This window comes from Enterococcus saccharolyticus subsp. saccharolyticus, assembly GCF_029023825.1.
Classification (GTDB): domain Bacteria; phylum Bacillota; class Bacilli; order Lactobacillales; family Enterococcaceae; genus Enterococcus_F; species Enterococcus_F saccharolyticus.
Map to the genome: position 1 here is coordinate 247,074 of NZ_CP118957.1, position 17,620 is coordinate 264,693.

General features: G+C 37.6%; 17 protein-coding genes. 14 read left to right on the plus strand and 3 right to left on the minus strand.

Annotated elements, in window-relative coordinates:
- Nucleotides 1-16: 16 nt before the first annotated feature.
- Genes deoB through PYW32_RS01395 form a run of 4 tightly spaced genes read left to right on the plus strand, consistent with a single transcriptional unit; the run spans nucleotide 17 to nucleotide 3,940 of the window.
- Nucleotides 17-1,183, plus strand: a complete 1,167-nt coding sequence (gene deoB / locus PYW32_RS01380; RefSeq protein ID WP_016176317.1) for a phosphopentomutase — start codon at nucleotides 17-19, stop codon at nucleotides 1,181-1,183.
- A gap of 10 nt (nucleotides 1,184-1,193) precedes the next feature.
- Entirely contained in the window at nucleotides 1,194-2,012 is an 819-nt protein-coding gene (locus PYW32_RS01385; RefSeq protein ID WP_016176316.1) for a purine-nucleoside phosphorylase, read from the plus strand.
- Nucleotides 2,013-2,027: 15 nt separating this feature from the next.
- Nucleotides 2,028-2,732, plus strand: a complete 705-nt coding sequence (deoD, locus tag PYW32_RS01390) for a purine-nucleoside phosphorylase (protein ID WP_016176315.1) — start codon at nucleotides 2,028-2,030, stop codon at nucleotides 2,730-2,732.
- 23 nt (nucleotides 2,733-2,755) lie between these two features.
- A complete protein-coding gene (locus PYW32_RS01395; protein WP_016176314.1) occupies nucleotides 2,756-3,940 on the plus strand; it encodes an iron-containing alcohol dehydrogenase in 1,185 nt (394 codons plus the stop codon).
- 43 nt (nucleotides 3,941-3,983) lie between these two features.
- Here the strand turns inward: PYW32_RS01395 and gpmA are convergent, their stop codons facing one another.
- Nucleotides 3,984-4,652, minus strand: a complete 669-nt coding sequence (gene gpmA / locus PYW32_RS01400; RefSeq protein WP_016176313.1) for a 2,3-diphosphoglycerate-dependent phosphoglycerate mutase — start codon at nucleotides 4,650-4,652, stop codon at nucleotides 3,984-3,986.
- A 309-nt stretch (nucleotides 4,653-4,961) separates the two neighbouring features.
- Between gpmA and gpmI the strand changes: the two genes are divergently transcribed.
- On the plus strand, nucleotides 4,962-6,485 hold the full coding sequence (gene gpmI, locus PYW32_RS01405; protein ID WP_016176312.1) for a 2,3-bisphosphoglycerate-independent phosphoglycerate mutase: 1,524 nt from the start codon (nucleotides 4,962-4,964) through the stop codon (nucleotides 6,483-6,485).
- 126 nt (nucleotides 6,486-6,611) lie between these two features.
- On the opposite strand, the gene PYW32_RS01410 is transcribed toward gpmI, so the two are convergent.
- Nucleotides 6,612-7,187: a recombinase family protein gene (locus PYW32_RS01410; protein WP_016176311.1), complete on the minus strand. Its 576-nt coding sequence runs from the start codon at nucleotides 7,185-7,187 to the stop codon at nucleotides 6,612-6,614.
- Nucleotides 7,188-7,284: 97 nt separating this feature from the next.
- Nucleotides 7,285-7,962, minus strand: a complete 678-nt coding sequence (rpiA, locus tag PYW32_RS01415) for a ribose-5-phosphate isomerase RpiA (protein ID WP_016176310.1) — start codon at nucleotides 7,960-7,962, stop codon at nucleotides 7,285-7,287.
- 304 nt (nucleotides 7,963-8,266) lie between these two features.
- Here rpiA and rpsL point away from each other — a divergent pair, with 304 nt between their 5' ends.
- The 9 genes from rpsL (at nucleotide 8,267) to celB (ending at nucleotide 17,532) form a co-directional block, all read left to right on the plus strand.
- Nucleotides 8,267-8,680 carry a 30S ribosomal protein S12 gene (rpsL, locus tag PYW32_RS01420; protein ID WP_016176309.1) on the plus strand — a complete coding sequence of 138 codons (414 nt, stop codon included), beginning with the start codon at nucleotides 8,267-8,269 and terminating at the stop codon, nucleotides 8,678-8,680.
- 62 nt (nucleotides 8,681-8,742) lie between these two features.
- Entirely contained in the window at nucleotides 8,743-9,213 is a 471-nt protein-coding gene (gene rpsG, locus PYW32_RS01425; protein WP_016176308.1) for a 30S ribosomal protein S7, read from the plus strand.
- A gap of 65 nt (nucleotides 9,214-9,278) precedes the next feature.
- Nucleotides 9,279-11,363 carry an elongation factor G gene (gene fusA, locus PYW32_RS01430; protein WP_016176307.1) on the plus strand — a complete coding sequence of 695 codons (2,085 nt, stop codon included), beginning with the start codon at nucleotides 9,279-9,281 and terminating at the stop codon, nucleotides 11,361-11,363.
- 150 nt (nucleotides 11,364-11,513) lie between these two features.
- Nucleotides 11,514-12,701 carry an elongation factor Tu gene (gene tuf, locus PYW32_RS01435; RefSeq protein WP_016176306.1) on the plus strand — a complete coding sequence of 396 codons (1,188 nt, stop codon included), beginning with the start codon at nucleotides 11,514-11,516 and terminating at the stop codon, nucleotides 12,699-12,701.
- 247 nt (nucleotides 12,702-12,948) lie between these two features.
- Nucleotides 12,949-13,263 (plus strand): PTS cellobiose transporter subunit IIB, encoded by a 315-nt coding sequence (locus tag PYW32_RS01440; protein WP_016176305.1) that lies wholly within the window; start codon nucleotides 12,949-12,951, stop codon nucleotides 13,261-13,263.
- A 20-nt stretch (nucleotides 13,264-13,283) separates the two neighbouring features.
- On the plus strand, nucleotides 13,284-15,287 hold the full coding sequence (locus PYW32_RS01445) for a BglG family transcription antiterminator (RefSeq protein WP_016176304.1): 2,004 nt from the start codon (nucleotides 13,284-13,286) through the stop codon (nucleotides 15,285-15,287).
- Between the two features lie 13 nt (nucleotides 15,288-15,300).
- Complete coding sequence (locus PYW32_RS01450) at nucleotides 15,301-15,615, plus strand: PTS cellobiose transporter subunit IIA (protein WP_016176303.1); 315 nt, start codon at nucleotides 15,301-15,303, stop codon at nucleotides 15,613-15,615.
- Nucleotides 15,616-15,652: 37 nt separating this feature from the next.
- On the plus strand, nucleotides 15,653-16,165 hold the full coding sequence (locus PYW32_RS01455) for a hypothetical protein (RefSeq protein WP_016176302.1): 513 nt from the start codon (nucleotides 15,653-15,655) through the stop codon (nucleotides 16,163-16,165).
- A 14-nt stretch (nucleotides 16,166-16,179) separates the two neighbouring features.
- Complete coding sequence (gene celB, locus PYW32_RS01460) at nucleotides 16,180-17,532, plus strand: PTS cellobiose transporter subunit IIC (RefSeq protein WP_016176301.1); 1,353 nt, start codon at nucleotides 16,180-16,182, stop codon at nucleotides 17,530-17,532.
- The last annotated feature ends 88 nt before the right edge of the window (nucleotides 17,533-17,620 follow it).

Sequence of the window (17,620 nt, forward strand, 5' to 3'; positions counted from 1 at the left end):
AAAGCAGGTTGAAAAAATGTTTAAACGAGTACATTTAATCGTGATGGATTCTGTCGGAATTGGCGAAGCGCCCGATGCAGAAAAATTCAATGACAAAGGAGCCGATACGTTAGGACATATTGCCAAAGAAGCGGGTCTAACGATTCCAAACTTGGAACAATTAGGTCTAGGAACCATCCGTCCTTTAGAAGGTGTCAAAAATGTTGAAGACCATCAAGGCTATGCAACAAAACTAGAAGAAATTTCAGTCGGAAAAGATACCATGACCGGTCACTGGGAAATCATGGGCTTAAATATTCAAAAACCATTCCGTGTCTTTCCAGAAGGATTTCCAGAGGAGTTATTAAAACAAATTGAAGACTTTTCTGGTCGCAAAATTGTTTGTAACTTGCCTTATTCAGGAACAGCGGTTCTTGATGACTATGGGAAACATCAGATGGAAACGGGAGATTTAATTGTCTATACTTCTGCTGATCCAGTGTTGCAAATTGCGGCACATGAAGAAATTATCCCGCTAGAAGAATTGTACCGTATCTGTGAATATACACGTGAAATTACCAAAGACGAACCGTATATGATTGGCCGTATTATTGCGCGTCCTTATCTGGGTGAACCTGGAAACTTTACACGAACAAGTAATCGTCATGATTATGCGTTAGATCCATTTGGTAAAACAGTATTAGATTCGTTAAAAGACAACGACAAAGATGTGATTGCTGTTGGTAAAATCAACGATATTTTTAACGCGCAAGGTATTACCGAATTCGTTCGTACGAAAGATAACATGGATGGCGTAGATAAATTACTAGAAGTGATGCAAAAAGATTTCACTGGTTTAAGCTTTACAAACTTAGTTGATTTTGATGCGTTGTATGGTCATCGTCGCGATGTTGACGGATATGCGCGTGCGATTGAAGATTTCGATGGCCGCATCCCAGAAATTTTGGATGCGATGGCAGAAGATGATTTATTAATGATTACAGCCGATCATGGAAACGATCCAACTTTTGCTGGAACAGACCATACGAGAGAATATGTACCATTGCTTGTATTTAGCAAAAAATTCGAGGGACAAGGCAAATTACCTCAAGGATTTTATGCAGATATTTCAGCAACGATTGCCGAGAATTTTGGCGTGCCAGCCACTGAAAATGGCGTAAGTTTCTTAAACAATTTAAAGTAGGAGTGACAACATGACAAAATTACAAGAACAATTACAAGAGACAACTACTTTTCTTCAAGAGAAAGGTGTAAAAGACATTGAATTTGGGTTGATTTTAGGTTCAGGTCTAGGCGAATTAGCAGATGAAATTGAAGAAGCAATCGTTATTCCATATGCTGAAATCCCATATTTCCCTGTATCAACGGTTGTTGGTCATGCAGGACAATTAGTTTATGGCACATTATCTGGTAAGAAAGTGTTAGCAATGCAAGGTCGCTTCCATTATTATGAAGGACATTCTATGCAAACAGTGACCTATCCAGTACGTGTCATGGCAGCGATGAAGGCACATTCAATGATTGTTACCAATGCTTGCGGTGGTGTGAACGAAAGCTTTGCACCGGGGGATTTAATGTTAATTACAGACCACATCAACTACACAGGTGACAATCCATTAATCGGTGAAAATGCAGATGAAATGGGTCCACGTTTTCCTGATATGAGTAATGCTTATACACCTGCATACCGTGAAGTAGCGAAAGAAGTAGGCGCGAAAAAAGGCTTGCATCTAAAAGAAGGGGTCTATATGGGATGGTCAGGTCCTACTTATGAAACACCAGCAGAAATCCGAATGTCTCGTGTGATTGGTGCGGATGCGGTTGGGATGTCTACTGTACCAGAAGTGATTGTCGCAACACACAGCGGATTGAAAGTACTAGGTATTTCATGTATCACCAACTTAGCTGCCGGTATGCAAGCGACATTAAATCATGCAGAAGTTGTCGAAACAACGGAACGTGTCAAAGCAGAATTTAAAGAATTAATCAAAGAAACATTAGCCGTTTTATAAAAAGGAGCGAAAAAAATGAGCGTTCATATTGAAGCAAAACCAGGTGAAATTGCCGATAAAATTCTACTTCCTGGTGATCCATTACGTGCCAAATATATTGCGGAAAAATTTTTAGAAGATCCCATTTGCTATAACAATGTCCGCGGAATGTTAGGTTATACAGGTATTTATAAAGGAGAACGCGTGTCTGTTCAAGGAACAGGGATGGGAATGCCTTCTGCGACAATTTATGCACATGAACTAATTAATTCTTATGATGTGAAAAAATTGATTCGTGTGGGAACATGTGGCGCAATTTCAACGGATGTTCATGTCCGTGATTTAGTTATTGCGCAAGGTGCAGTGACAAGTTCATCAATTATTCAAAAAAACTTTGATCAATTCCATTTTGCACCAATTGCCGATTTCCAATTGTTAAAAACAGCGTATGAAATCGCACAAGAAAATGGCTTTACCACACATGTTGGAAATATCTTATCTGAAGATAGTTTTTATAAAGATGATATGACGGAAACATTAAAATTGGCCGAATTAGGTGTGATGGGTGTTGAGATGGAAGCAGCAGCTTTGTATTATTTAGGTGCAAAATTCCATGTTCAAACGCTAGCGATTTGTACTGTCAGTGACCATATTATTACTGGAGAAGAAACGACTCCAGAAGAACGTCAAACAACTTTTGATGATATGATTAAAGTTGGTTTGGAGACAGCCATTCACTAAAAGCGATTAATGGAGGGATTTTGATGGAAAATTTTAATTTTCACGTAGCAACAGATATTCGTTTTGGGAAAGACCGCTTATCGGAATTACCAGAAGTAATCAATACCTTTGGAAAAAATGTGCTATTGGTTTACGGTGGCGGGAGCATTAAACAAAATGGTTTATATGATAAAGTACGTCATGCTTTGCAAGCGGCTACGGTCGTTGAATTAGCTGGTGTTGAACCGAATCCACGCATTGAAACAGTCACAAAAGGTGCGGCATTATGTAGAGAACATCATATTGATGTTATTTTAGCAGTTGGTGGAGGTTCTGTTATCGATTGTAGTAAAGCGATTGCTGGTGGTGCGTATGTCGAAGGTGACTTGTGGGAAAATCTTGTGTTGAAACGGCAATATAATGGTCCAGCGATTCCAATTGTGACTATTTTGACCTTAGCCGCAACTGGTAGTGAAATGAATCGTGGGGGCGTTATTTCCAATATGCAAACCCAACAAAAATTAGGGATGGGCGGTAAAAACTTATTGCCAAAAGTTTCTTTCTTAGACCCAACCAATACATTCACGGTGAATGCTTATCAAACAGCTGCTGGTTCAGCCGATATTTTTAGTCATTTAATGGAAAACTATTTTAATGCAACTCCCGGGACAGATGTACAAGATGGTGTGGCAGAAGGATTAATGAAAACCGTCATTCATCATTTACCAATTGCACTAAAAGAACCAGAAAACTATGATGCGCGTGCAAATTTAATGTGGGCAAGCACCTTGGCTTTAAATGGTTTAACGGGTAGTGGTAAAACAGGTACGTGGTCTTGTCATGCGATGGAACATGAGCTAAGCGCGTTTTATGATATTACGCATGGTATTGGTTTAGCCATTTTAACACCACGTTGGATGGCGCACATTTTAAATGAAACAACTGTGCCTAAATTTGCACGCTTTGCCAAAGAAGTATGGGGAATTCAAGAAGAAAATCCAGAGCAAGCAGCGCGAAAAGGTATCCAAGCGTTGTATGATTTCTTCTTAGAAAATGGCGTACCAATGACTTTACCAGAAGTGGGGATTGATACAGAAAAAGATTTCGATCAAATGGCGCAACAAGCAATTGCCCACAGTACCATCAGCAAAGCGGCTTTTGTGCCTTTGCAAAAAGAAGATGTGATTCAAATTTATCAAGCATCGCAAACACCTTCAACTTTTATATAAGAAAAAAGAGACTATGACTTACGTCACGGTCTCTTTTTGTAGCTTATAAATAATACTTTTCAATGACAGATAAATCATCGTTTAGTTCATAAACAAGTGGTTTACCTGTTGGAATTTCAAGTCCCATAATGTCGTCATCAGAAATACCTTCAATGTGTTTTGCTAAAGCACGTAAAGAGTTACCATGTGCGGCAACTAACACCGTTTTACCATCTAATAATGCTGGGGCAATTTCATCTTCCCAAAATGGCAATGCACGTTCTAAAGTTACTTTTAGATTTTCGCCACCAGGAACAGTGCGCGGATCTAAGTGTGCGTAACGACGGTCTGGTTTTGCATCTGATAATGGAGGCAATGTATCGTAAGAACGACGCCAAATAAGAACTTGCTCGTCTCCGTACTTATCACGAGTGGCTTGTTTGTTTAATCCTTGTAATGCACCATAGTGACGTTCGTTTAAGCGCCATGATTTAATTGTAGGTACCCATAATTGGTCTGAGTATTCTAAGATGTAGTTACAAGTTTTGATTGCACGGGTTAAGACAGAAGTGTATGCAATATCAAATTCGATGCCGGCTTCCTTGATTTTGCGTCCACCTTCTATGGCTTCTTCAACACCCTCAGGAGCCAAATCAACATCTTCCCAACCAGTAAACTGATCTAACTTGTTCCATTCACTTAATCCATGACGTGAAAAAACTAATTTTGGCATAAAACCCTCTCCTTTATTCATCTGGTTTCTGAAATTTCCATTCCAAATTTATTATACACCCGTTGCTACTTAAATTTCCAATGATACTATGTCATCATTTAGTTAGGAGAATGATATTGGATTTTACTAACCATCCATTTAATGTTATTATGGTAAGGCTGAATGAACTTTGTGTAGGATGCAAGACTGCAAATATACATGGTTTGTTGTCAGTAAAAAATCTATCTTAATAAGAAGGTTACGATAGATTTTTGAGCGTCTGTTATTAAAATTTTTTTGAATTGAGTAAGGGAAAGTAGGAATAGCAAAATGGACAAAAAACCTGTAATTTTAATGATTTTAGATGGATTTGGCCTAAGAGACGAAACAGTCGGTAACGCTGTAGCATTGGCTAATACACCGAATTTTGACAAATACTGGAGCAAATACCCACATAGCACATTAAAAGCGTCTGGTTTAGATGTTGGTCTACCAGAAGGTCAAATGGGTAACTCAGAAGTTGGCCACACAAATATTGGTGCTGGTCGTATTGTTTATCAAAGTTTAACGCGTATTGACAAATCAATCCTTGATGGCGAATTTGCACAAGAAAAAGCCTTGTTAGATTTATTTGATTTCGTGAAAAAAAATAACTCTAACTTACATTTAATGGGCTTAGTTTCTGACGGTGGTGTTCATAGCCACATTAACCATCTATTTGCCTTATTAGAAGAAGCGAAAAAACATGGCGTACCAGCCTTTGTTGATGTAATTTTAGATGGTCGTGATGTTTCTCCAACATCAGGTATCAACTATGTAAAACAATTACAAGCAAAAATTGACGAATTAGGTCATGGAAAAATTGCTTCAATTTCAGGAAGATATTACGCAATGGACCGTGACAAACGTTGGGAACGTGTCCAACAATATTATGATGTTGTGATTCACGGCGAAGGCGAAAAATCAACAGATGCAGTTGATGTTGTTGAGAAAAGTTATGCAGCAGGCGTGACAGATGAATTCTTGTTACCAACAGTGATTGTTGAAAACGATCAACCAGTTGCGACAATTAACGACAATGACGGTGTTTTATTCTTCAACTTCCGTCCTGACCGTGCCTTACAAATGTCTCAAGCACTAACTGAAAAAGAATGGGAATTCTTTGAACGTGGCCAAACGCCACAAAATGTGAAATTAGTGACAATGACACAATACTCAGACAAATTAGATACTGAAGTTGTATTTGCACCAATTTCATTAGATAACGTATTAGGTGAAGTTTTAGACAAAAACAACATCAACCAATTACGTATTGCCGAAACAGAGAAATACCCACACGTTACATTCTTCTTCAACGGTGGTTCAAATACTGTATATGGTACTGAAGAACGTATTTTAATTGCTTCTCCAAAAGTAGCAACCTATGATTTACAACCTGAAATGAGTATCTATGAAGTAACAGATGCGTTAGTGAATGCTATCAATGACGAGAAATTTGAAGCAATCATCTTAAACTTTGCAAACCCTGATATGGTTGGTCATTCAGGAATGGTTGAACCAACTGTAAAAGCTATTGAAGCAGTAGATGAATGTTTAGGACGTGTTGTTGAAACTATTTTAGGTAAAGAAGGATTTGCGATTATTACAGCAGACCACGGAAATTCAGAAACATTAATGGATGAAAATGGTAATCCTCATACTGCGCATACAACTGTTCCAGTACCAGTTATCGTTACTAAAGATAATGTGGAATTAAGAACAGATGGACGTTTAGCAGACTTAGCACCAACAATGTTAGATTTATTAGACATTGAATTACCTGCTGAAATGACTGGTAGAAGCCTAGTAAAATAAATGTGATGAACTAGAGGTTGTGTCTACAACCTCTAGTTTTTTTAGACAAAAAATTACGGGAAAACCTTGAAAAATGATCACTTTTCAAAGTTTTCCCGTAATTTTGTATAGAATCTTAATCGTGGCTTATTTTTGTAGTAAAGTAGCAATTTCACTTTCCGATAAATGAATATATTTGTAACATGTTCCAATCGATACTTGACAGGTTGTAGCGATTGTTTGGATCGACTCTTTCTTTTCGAAGAACAGGAACCGAATTTTTTGTACAGTTTCTGCATCGATTTTTGGTCGACCACCAATTTTTCCTTTTTGACGTGCACGACTTAAGCCGAGTAGTGTACGCTCTTTTAGCAGTGCGCGTTCCATAGAAGCCATTTGGTTCATCCATTGGAAATATAATTTACCAGCTGAACCGCGGGTATCAATATTATCCGTTAAACAAATTAAATCAAATTGACTTGCTTGAAAACGCAACATTAAATCTGCTAGTTGTCTTGTTGATTTTCCTAAGCGATAAAGTTGATCAACAACCAACGCATCGCCAGTTTCCATTTGATCGAGGATGTCATCAAGTGATGTCGATTCGGGTTTCAGATAATCTTCATGGAAAATTTCTGTACAACCGAATTCTTGCAAACTCGTCATTTGTGGTTGAGGATTTTCATCCGTAATTGTGGTACGGATATATCCGTATAATTTCATGTTTCATCCCATCCTATTTGTAGAAAATAAATAATAAGAAGAATATCATAAACTAAGTTAAATAGATACCCCCAAATTGACAAAACAGTAGAGTAAATTATCGAACGACTGTTACTGTGTTCGGCCCTTTTTCTTCACCAACGATTATCATATGAACCATATTTAAAAATAATCCATGTTCTACAACACCAACTAATTGATTTAATTCTTCATTTAATTTAAATGGATCTTCAATGACATCTAAATGCAAATCAATGATTGAATGTCCACAATCTGTTATTTTTTTCTCTGTTTCATTTTCCAACCGAAACGTTGGACGATATCCTTTTTCTTCAAAAATACGGAAAAGATGTTCTTCTCCATAAGGAACAACTTCAACAGGCAAAGGAAATTTTCCTAGTTTATCCACCATTTTTGATTCATCAACAATCCAAATCACTTGATCAGAATAAGAGGCAACGACTTTTTCAAATAAAAGCGCAGCGCCACCACCTTTTATTCCTTGAAAATCTGCACTGATTTCATCGGCACCATCAATTGTCAAATCCACACGTGTGACTTCATCAATCGTTTTTACAGGAATCCCTAGTTCTAATGCTTGGTTACGTGAAGCAGACGAAGTCGGGACGCCAACAATGTTTAATTGCTCTTCATTGACTCTGCGACCTAACTCTTCAATCATATAGTAGGCAGTTGAACCCGTACCTAGGCCAACGACCATTCCGTCTTTGACATAGTTTGCAGCTTCAATCCCGACCATTTTTTTTAAATTCAACCTATTCGCCACCTTTAAAATTATTATTTCTTCTATTATTATATAATTCTTATGCGTAAAATGGTAGCTGACAAAAAAATAAAATTAATTGGGAAAAGTAAATAAATATCGTTGACACTATAGAAAATCCATGATATTCTAACGAAGGTGCTTTATGAACAGGTCTCTGGATAGAGACGTGCTGACTGTAGTAAAAGTACAATCTGATAAAGATGCATATTATTGCATTATTTTTTATCGCCAAAAAAGAACCACCTGGATGTGTGGAACTAAACAGCGAATCAAGGAAGGAGGAAAACAAGGAATGCCTACAATTAACCAATTAGTACGTAAACCTCGTAAATCCAAGGTTGAAAAATCAAATTCACCTGCATTGAACAAAGGATATAATAGTTTCAAAAAAGCTCAAACAAACGTGAGCTCACCTCAAAAACGTGGGGTAGCTACTCGTGTCGGAACAATGACACCTAAAAAACCGAACTCGGCTTTACGTAAATATGCGCGTGTTCGTTTGTCTAACTTGATTGAAGTTACGGCTTATATCCCAGGTATCGGACATAACTTACAAGAACACAGTGTAGTATTATTACGCGGTGGACGTGTAAAAGACTTACCAGGGGTACGTTATCATATCGTTCGTGGTGCTTTGGATACGGCTGGTGTAAACGACCGTAAACAATCTCGTTCTAAATACGGTACTAAACGACCAAAAGCTTAATTTTATTCTACAAACTAAAACGACTATTTAAATAAAACCAATTTCGGAAGGAGGAGTTACGGATGCCTCGTAAAGGTCCTGTTGCAAAACGTGATGTATTACCAGATCCTATTTATAACTCAAAATTAGTAACTCGTTTAATCAACCGCGTAATGGTTGACGGTAAACGTGGAGTTGCTGCGAATATCATCTACAACTCATTTGATATTATTAAAGAATCTACAGGCAATGATCCATTGGAAGTTTTCGAACAAGCAATGAAAAACATCATGCCTGTATTAGAAGTAAAAGCTCGTCGTGTTGGGGGTTCTAACTATCAAGTACCAGTTGAAGTTCGTCCTGAACGTCGTACAACTTTAGGTCTACGTTGGGTTGTTAACTACGCTCGTTTGCGTGGAGAACACACAATGGAAGAACGTCTAGCTAAAGAAATCATGGATGCTGCTAACAATACTGGTGCTTCAGTTAAAAAACGTGAAGACACTCATAAAATGGCAGAAGCTAACCGTGCATTTGCACACTATCGTTGGTAAGATACAAGCTACTTTTTTAGGTAGTATGTATTGTGACAACAATTAGAGAGGAGAACAATCCCACAATGGCAAGAGAATTTTCTTTAGAAAACACTCGTAATATTGGTATCATGGCCCACGTTGATGCTGGTAAAACAACGACAACTGAACGTATCTTGTATTACACTGGTCGTATCCATAAAATTGGTGAAACTCATGAAGGAGCTTCACAAATGGACTGGATGGAACAAGAGCAAGAACGTGGAATTACGATTACTTCTGCTGCGACAACTGCGCAATGGAAAGGTAACCGTGTAAATATCATCGATACACCAGGACACGTGGACTTCACAATTGAAGTACAACGTTCTCTACGTGTACTTGACGGTGCTGTAACTGTATTGGACTCACAATCAGGTGTAGAACCACAAACAGAAACAGTTTGGCGTCAAGCGACTGATTACCGTGTACCACGTGTTGTATTCTGTAACAAAATGGATAAATTAGGTGCTGACTTCTTGTATTCAGTATCTACATTGCATGACCGCTTGCAAGCAAATGCACATCCAATCCAATTACCAATTGGTGCAGAAGACGACTTCACAGGAATTATTGACCTTGTGAAAATGAAAGCTGAAATCTATACAAATGACTTAGGTACAGAAATCGAAGAAACTGAGATTCCTGCTGAGTACGTTGAACAAGCTGAAGAATGGCGCGAAAAATTAATCGAAGCTGTAGCAGATACAGACGAAGATTTAATGATGAAATTCTTAGACGGTGAAGAAATCACTGAAGAAGAATTAAAAGCTGGTATTCGTAAAGCAACATTAACGGTTGATTTCTTCCCAGTAATGTGTGGATCAGCCTTCAAAAATAAAGGTGTACAATTGATGTTGGATGCAGTTATTGACTACTTGCCAGCACCAACTGATGTACCTGCAATCAACGGGATTAACCCTAAAACTGATGAAGAAACTGAACGCCCATCATCTGATGAGGCACCATTTGCTTCATTAGCATTTAAAGTTATGACTGACCCATTCGTAGGTCGTTTGACATTCTTCCGTGTATACTCTGGCGTACTTAACTCTGGATCATACGTATTGAATGCATCAAAAGGCAAACGCGAACGTATCGGACGTATCCTACAAATGCATGCGAACACTCGTGAAGAAATTCAAACAGTTTATTCTGGAGATATCGCTGCAGCTGTTGGTTTGAAAGATACAACTACAGGGGATACATTATGTGATGAAAAAGATCCAGTTATCTTAGAATCAATTGAATTTCCAGAACCAGTTATCGAAGTTGCTGTTGAGCCTAAATCAAAAGCTGACCAAGATAAAATGGGTGTTGCTTTACAAAAACTTGCTGAAGAAGATCCATCATTCCGCGTAACAACTAACGTTGAAACTGGTGAAACAGTTATCGCAGGTATGGGTGAACTTCACTTAGACGTCTTAGTTGACCGTATGCGTCGTGAATTCAAAGTTGATGCGAACGTTGGTGCGCCACAAGTATCATACCGCGAAACATTCCGTGCAAGCACTCAAGCCGAAGGTAAATTTGTACGTCAATCAGGTGGTAAAGGTCAATACGGTCACGTATGGATCGAATTTACACCTAACGAAGAAGGAGCAGGTTTCGAGTTCGAAAACGCAATTGTCGGTGGTGTGGTTCCTCGTGAATACATCCCTGCAGTTGAAAAAGGTTTAGAAGAATCAATGGAAAACGGTGTATTAGCTGGTTATCCATTAGTTGATATCAAAGCTAAACTTTATGATGGTTCTTACCATGATGTCGACTCAAATGAAACTGCCTTCCGTGTTGCTGCTTCTATGGCATTGCGTGCTGCTGCTAAAAAAGCACAACCTGCAATTCTAGAACCTATGATGAAAGTAACAATTACAGTTCCTGAAGAATATTTAGGTGATGTAATGGGTCACGTTACTGCTCGTCGTGGACGTGTAGAAGGTATGGAAGCACATGGTAACTCACAAATCGTTAACGCAATGGTGCCGTTATCTGAAATGTTTGGTTACGCAACAACTCTACGTTCTGCAACTCAAGGACGTGGAACATTCATGATGGTATTTGACCACTATGAAGATGTACCGAAATCAATTCAAGAAGAAATTATTAAGAAAAATGGCGGAAACGCTGGTTAATCTTAATTGATTCTATGAAATTATCCAAATAACTATATTTTTTGGAGCATTTCGTGTACAATATATTACGATGATATGGGCAAGGAATCTTTTAGATTCCTTACCTATCAAATATAAAATAAAAACGCATTTTTAGGAGGAACATTTAAAATGGCAAAAGAAAAATTTGACCGTTCTAAAGCCCATGTAAACATTGGTACTATCGGACACGTTGACCATGGTAAAACTACATTAACAGCTGCAATTACAACTGTTTTAGCTAAAAAAGGTTGGGCACAAGCTTCTGCTTACGACCAAATCGATGGTGCTCCAGAAGAGCGCGAACGCGGAATCACTATCTCAACTGCTCACGTTGAATACGAAACTGAAACTCGTCACTACGCTCACGTGGACTGCCCAGGACACGCGGACTATGTTAAAAACATGATCACTGGTGCTGCTCAAATGGACGGCGCGATCTTAGTAGTATCTGCTGCTGATGGTCCTATGCCTCAAACTCGTGAACACATCTTGTTATCTCGTAACGTAGGTGTTCCTTACATCGTTGTATTCTTAAACAAAATGGATATGGTTGATGACGAAGAATTATTAGAATTAGTAGAAATGGAAGTTCGTGACTTATTATCAGAATACGATTTCCCAGGCGATGACACTCCAGTTATTGCAGGTTCTGCTTTGAAAGCTTTAGAAGGCGATCCAGTTTACGAAGAAAAAATCTTCGAATTAATGGCTGCAGTTGACGAATATATCCCAACTCCAGAACGTGATACTGAAAAACCATTCATGATGCCAGTTGAGGATGTATTCTCAATCACTGGTCGTGGTACTGTTGCTACAGGTCGTGTTGAACGTGGACAAGTTCGCGTTGGTGACGTTGTAGAAATCGTTGGTATCGACGAAGAAACAGCTCAAACTACTGTAACAGGTGTTGAAATGTTCCGTAAATTATTAGACTACGCTGAAGCAGGCGATAACATCGGTGCTTTATTACGTGGGGTTGCTCGTGAAGACATCCAACGTGGACAAGTATTAGCTAAACCAGGAACAATCACTCCTCATACAAAATTCGTAGCTGAAGTTTACGTTTTAACTAAAGAAGAAGGTGGACGTCATACTCCATTCTTCACTAACTACCGTCCTCAATTCTACTTCCGTACAACTGACGTAACTGGTGTTGTAGAATTACGCGAAGGTACTGAAATGGTAATGCCTGGTGACAACGTAACTATCGACGTTGAATTAATCCACCCAATCGCTATCGAAGACGGAACTCGTTTCTCTATTCGTGAAGGCGGACGTACTGTTGGTTCAGGCGTTGTTAGCGAAATCAAAGCTTAATTTGATAACTGCTTTCCAAACTCTCCAAACTATTTATAGTTTGGAGAGTTTTTTTGTATCTTATTTCCGTATCGATACGGAAATAACCTCTATTCTAAAATGAAAGCGTTTTATGTTATGATGCAAAAGTAGTCAGGGGTGTCTAAACACAACCATTAGTTAAATCATTTTTTATAAATGGTATGATATGTGAAGACGATGGCTGTATAAAAGTAAAAAATAAATGAACTTTTAGGAGGAAAAGAGTATGAAAAAAGCGTTAATCATCTGTGCTGGAGGCATGTCTTCTTCAGTAATTGCTAAAAAAACAACAGAGTTTTTTGCAAGTAAGGGAAAAGAAATTGAATTAGATGCAACTTCGGCTTCACAAGGTGCAAGCACAATTTCGAAAGATGAATATGATTTATATTTAGTTAGCCCACAAACCAAAATGTATTTTGATAATTTGAAAAAGGCTGCTGATAAAACAAATAAACCAATCGTAAATATTCCACCACAAGCGTATGTTCCAATTCCAATGGGGATTCAAAAACTAGCTACTGTGATTGAAGAAAATATTTAATACTTAAAGGTTGAGAGAAAATGTTGAATCAAAAAGAATTATCAATAATCAAATTACTTTTTGCCAATCGTCATAGTTACACAACAAGTCAGGAAGTTGCTTCCAATCTTTATATATCCGATCGAACAGCACGTAAATATTTGCATTTAGTCGGAGATATTTTAGAAAAAAATGGCGCTCATTTAGAGGCGAAACAAGGACAAGGGTATCGATTGTTGATAACTGAAGATCAACAATTTCAACAGTTTTATCAACAAGAAGCGCAAGATGTATCGTTGGTCCGAGATGTCACCACGATTCATGAGTCAGAAGACCGCCAATACTTCATCTTACATCGCTTGCTGTTTGAGCAAAATGAAGCACGAGTAGATGACTTAGCGAGTGAACTTTTTGTCTCTCGTTCAACGATTTCCAATGATATTGTAGAAATCAAAAAAATGCTAAAATCTTATAAACTTGAAGTCAAAAGTAAATCAGGTGTGGGTATTTATATTGTTGGCGACGAGCAAAACAAACGACATTTTGTTATGAGTTACTTTTTCATGAATCATCTGCACGATAATTTATATACATTTTCGATGTATGCCGATTTACTTAAAGGAATTAGTATTGAGGAAATCGTGATTATCGTGCTAGATGAATGTCGGGAATCACGGTTAAAACTGTCTGATTTTATTATTTATAATATTGTTTTGCATATCGGTTTAGCAATTAAACGTCTACAAACCGGTTTTCAAATTGAACAAAGTCATGTGACTATTTCAGAAAAATCCAAGGAATATCAAACGGCTCTCAATATTATTCAACGAATAAAAACGAGCATGGGGATTGAATTTCCTAAAGAAGAAGCAACGTACATTTCAATGCATTTGCGCAATCGTTTATCGACAAGTAAAGTATTGAAAAAAACTGATTACAATGAATCTGAAATCAAGAACCAATTATTGATAACGCTAGCGAGCTTAGATAAAAAAACTGGTTTTCAGTTTGAACAAGACACGAGCTTAATTAATGGATTAATGATGCATTTTACACCATTGTTGTTGCGACTACAAAATGGTACGAGTATCAAAAATCCTTTATTAGATGAAATTAAGCAAAAATATTCCCAATTATTTGAGATGACGATTCAGTATTTTTCAGAAATGCCTGTTTTTGAAAAGTATCAAGTCACCGAAGAAGAATGGGCGTATGTCACCATCCATTTAACCGCTGCGGTCGAACGCTTTTTCAATGATCAAAAAGCCCGTGTGTTAGTAATTTGTGCGACAGGACTGGGAAGTTCTCAAATGTTGAAGATTCGTTTGGAGCATGAATTCAGTTCAAAAATCGTTATTGATTCGGTCGTGGGTTATTATGAATTATCCAATCAAAAACTAGATGATATTGACTTAATTATCTCATCGATTGCTTTACCGATGGATGGCTACAATATTCCCGTGATTCATGTGAGTGTTTTTCTTGGTGAAGGCGATATTCAACGAATTAATCATGAATTATCGAAACATAAAGGCATTCAACGTGTGAATAGTCAAACAATGTTATTAACAGGTGAGTCTAAAAAACAGCAAATTGCTTTAGTCGATCAATATTTTGCACCTGAATTGTTTTTGTATCTTCCTGGTAAAAGCGTTAAAGAGCAAGTAATCAAAGAATTGGTTGCACGAGTTGAAAAAATAGAAGGATCACCTTTAAGTGAACGTTTAATGAAACAATTGCAGTTACGGGATACGTATAGTTCAGTTGCTTTCTCTTCTTCTTTAGCAGTGCCGCATCCAATCGAACCAGTTACACAAAATGCTCATGTTGCTGTGGCAATCGCGCCAGAGGGGATTTTTTGGGATGATGAACATCCTGCAGTACAATTGGTCTTTTTATCTTTACCAGATAAAGCAAGACAAGTTCAAATTGATAAAATTAATCAAATGTTTGTACCAATTTTAGAAGACAAAGAATTTGGGGATTCTTTAGTTGCTAGTCAATCATTTGATGAATTTATGAAAAAATTTGTTAGTTATTTATAAAAGGAGAAAGAAAATGGAGTCGGAAAAAATACAGGAAATCGCTTTTGAGATTATTTTATACAGTGGTGATGCGCGTACTTTAGTTCATGAAGGTTTTCAAGCAATGCGTGCGGATAAATTTGAAGAAGCTGCAGAGAAATTGGAAGCTGCCAATGAATCATTAGTGAAAGCCCACAAATCACAAACAGGCTTGTTACAAGCTTATGCAAATGGTGAGAAAGTCGTAATGGAAGTTATCATGGTGCATGCACAAGATCATTTGATGACAACGATGACGTTACGCGAAGTGGCACTGGAAATGTTAGCTTTATATGAACGAGGACGTTAACCTCGTTGATAAACTTGGGTCAGAAGGGTGAGAAATCATGAAACAAAACACAAAACAACAGCGACAACAATTTAAAAAAGAAACTGCCGTCAAAAATTTCAGATATAATCGCTATTTATTCTTACGTTATATGTTAGCGGTGTTCTTTTTTGCGAATTTGTACTGGGCGCTAGGTCTTGTGTTGGGTGGCGAGATGACTGCTCTTTTACCGGGATTTTTGATTGTGTTTAGTCTGATGGCAGTCGCCGAACATGTGAAATTATATGGCGCAAAAGAATATGATTCAAGACAATTGCATTACAATCGTTTGTATCATTATTGTCAACTAGGGGTTAATTTATTGATGATTTTGATTTCTTTAACAGGAGTAGGGTATTCATTCTTCTTTCCGTTTTTAGAGACAACGATGAAAGCACGCTTGATAATTTCTGGTTTTTTAGCTATTGGAAGTGTCATTTCTTTTGCCTGTATCAAACGGATGCAAGCAATTGACCAGCAGACAGATAAACATTATCAATATATTCAGGAATTTGAAAAAGAAATGAAATAAGAGGAGTGTACACAATGGAAGAACAAAGTAAATTATTTTCAATTTTGGAAAAAACTGTCATGGGACCTATGGGTAAAGTTGCGCAATACAAAATTGTACGTGCCATTATGGGTGCCGGGATGGCAACAATTCCATTTACGATTGTTGGATCAATGTTTTTAGTATTGAATGTATTGCCATTAACGTTTCCTGTATTAGAAGGATTCTTTAATGCAACATTCTTCAAGTTTAGTGATTTATACATGTTAGCAAACAGTACAACAATGGGTATTTTAGCATTGTATTTCTGTATTGTATTAGGCTATGAGTATTCAAAAATTATTGCAGAAGAAGACGGGTTAGATTTATCACCAATGAATGGTGCGTTATTATCTATGTTCGCTTTCTTTATGGCAATTCCTCAATTAGTTTTTACTGAAGGAACAATGGTTCGTGTCAATGATGCCGAATCTGTAATTATTAACGGTTGGGCAATCGGTGGTGACGGTCCGGCTCGTTTAGGAACAGTCGGTATCTTTACGGGAATTATTATGTCAGTTATTGCAGTTCAATTGTACCGTTTATGTGTAGCGAAAAAATGGGTTATCAAAATGCCTGAAGAAGTGCCATTGGGTGTTGCTCGTGCCTTTACAGCATTAATTCCAGCATTCGTTGTAGCATTTGCTGTGATTATTATCAATGGTGCATTAGTAATGTTAGGTACAGATATTTTTGAATTAATTTCTATTCCATTTGGTTTCGTAACAAACTTAACAGACACTTGGTTGGGTCTAATGGTTATTTACTTCTTAGTGCATGCATTATGGTTAGTAGGTATCCACGGTGCGAACATTATCTTCTCATTCATTAACCCAATTGCTTTAACCAATCTGGCAGCAAATGTAACAGGTGCGAATTATGCGTTAGCGGGTGAATTTAACAATGCATATGTAACAATTGGTGGATCAGGTGCAACGTTAGGTTTCTGTCTATTCTTAGTATATATGGCAAAATCAAAACAATTATCTGTATTAGGTAAAGCATCTATCGTTCCAGCTTTGTTCAATATCAATGAACCATTGATTTTCGGGGTACCAATTATTTATAACCCATTCTTAGCATTGCCATTCTTCTTAGCACCAATGGCATCTGCATCAATTGCCTTTTTCGCAATTAAATTAGAGTTCATTAAACCAATCATTGCGCAAATGCCTTGGCCATCACCAATCGGTATCGGTGCATTCATCGGAACTGGTGGCGACATTATGGCGGCTCTAGTAGCAGTTTTATGTGCAGTCGTTTCATTCTTAATTTGGTTCCCATTTGCTAAATCTTATGATGCACGTCTTGTGAAAGAAGAGCAAGAAGCTGGCGAAGAATTAGTATAATCATTCATCACTCAAATGAATGAACCAAACGACTAGGAATTCAATCATGAATTCTTAGTCGTTTTTATTTTTTTTGTGAATGTCTGAA

Excerpts from the sequence above, each read along its gene's own strand:
- deoB (WP_016176317.1), top strand. The coding sequence starts at position 17 with ATGTTTAAACGAGTACATTTAATCGTGATGGATTCTGTCGGAATTGGC.
- gpmA (WP_016176313.1), bottom strand. The coding sequence starts at position 4,652 with ATGCCAAAATTAGTTTTTTCACGTCATGGATTAAGTGAATGGAACAAG.
- deoD (WP_016176315.1), top strand. The coding sequence starts at position 2,028 with ATGAGCGTTCATATTGAAGCAAAACCAGGTGAAATTGCCGATAAAATT.
- PYW32_RS01455 (WP_016176302.1), top strand. The coding sequence starts at position 15,653 with ATGAAACAAAACACAAAACAACAGCGACAACAATTTAAAAAAGAAACT.
- PYW32_RS01385 (WP_016176316.1), top strand. The coding sequence starts at position 1,194 with ATGACAAAATTACAAGAACAATTACAAGAGACAACTACTTTTCTTCAA.
- PYW32_RS01445 (WP_016176304.1), top strand. The coding sequence starts at position 13,284 with ATGTTGAATCAAAAAGAATTATCAATAATCAAATTACTTTTTGCCAAT.
- PYW32_RS01410 (WP_016176311.1), bottom strand. The coding sequence starts at position 7,187 with ATGAAATTATACGGATATATCCGTACCACAATTACGGATGAAAATCCT.
- gpmI (WP_016176312.1), top strand. The coding sequence starts at position 4,962 with ATGGACAAAAAACCTGTAATTTTAATGATTTTAGATGGATTTGGCCTA.
- fusA (WP_016176307.1), top strand. The coding sequence starts at position 9,279 with ATGGCAAGAGAATTTTCTTTAGAAAACACTCGTAATATTGGTATCATG.
- rpsL (WP_016176309.1), top strand. The coding sequence starts at position 8,267 with ATGCCTACAATTAACCAATTAGTACGTAAACCTCGTAAATCCAAGGTT.
- rpsG (WP_016176308.1), top strand. The coding sequence starts at position 8,743 with ATGCCTCGTAAAGGTCCTGTTGCAAAACGTGATGTATTACCAGATCCT.
- PYW32_RS01395 (WP_016176314.1), top strand. The coding sequence starts at position 2,756 with ATGGAAAATTTTAATTTTCACGTAGCAACAGATATTCGTTTTGGGAAA.
- PYW32_RS01440 (WP_016176305.1), top strand. The coding sequence starts at position 12,949 with ATGAAAAAAGCGTTAATCATCTGTGCTGGAGGCATGTCTTCTTCAGTA.
- tuf (WP_016176306.1), top strand. The coding sequence starts at position 11,514 with ATGGCAAAAGAAAAATTTGACCGTTCTAAAGCCCATGTAAACATTGGT.
- celB (WP_016176301.1), top strand. The coding sequence starts at position 16,180 with ATGGAAGAACAAAGTAAATTATTTTCAATTTTGGAAAAAACTGTCATG.
- PYW32_RS01450 (WP_016176303.1), top strand. The coding sequence starts at position 15,301 with ATGGAGTCGGAAAAAATACAGGAAATCGCTTTTGAGATTATTTTATAC.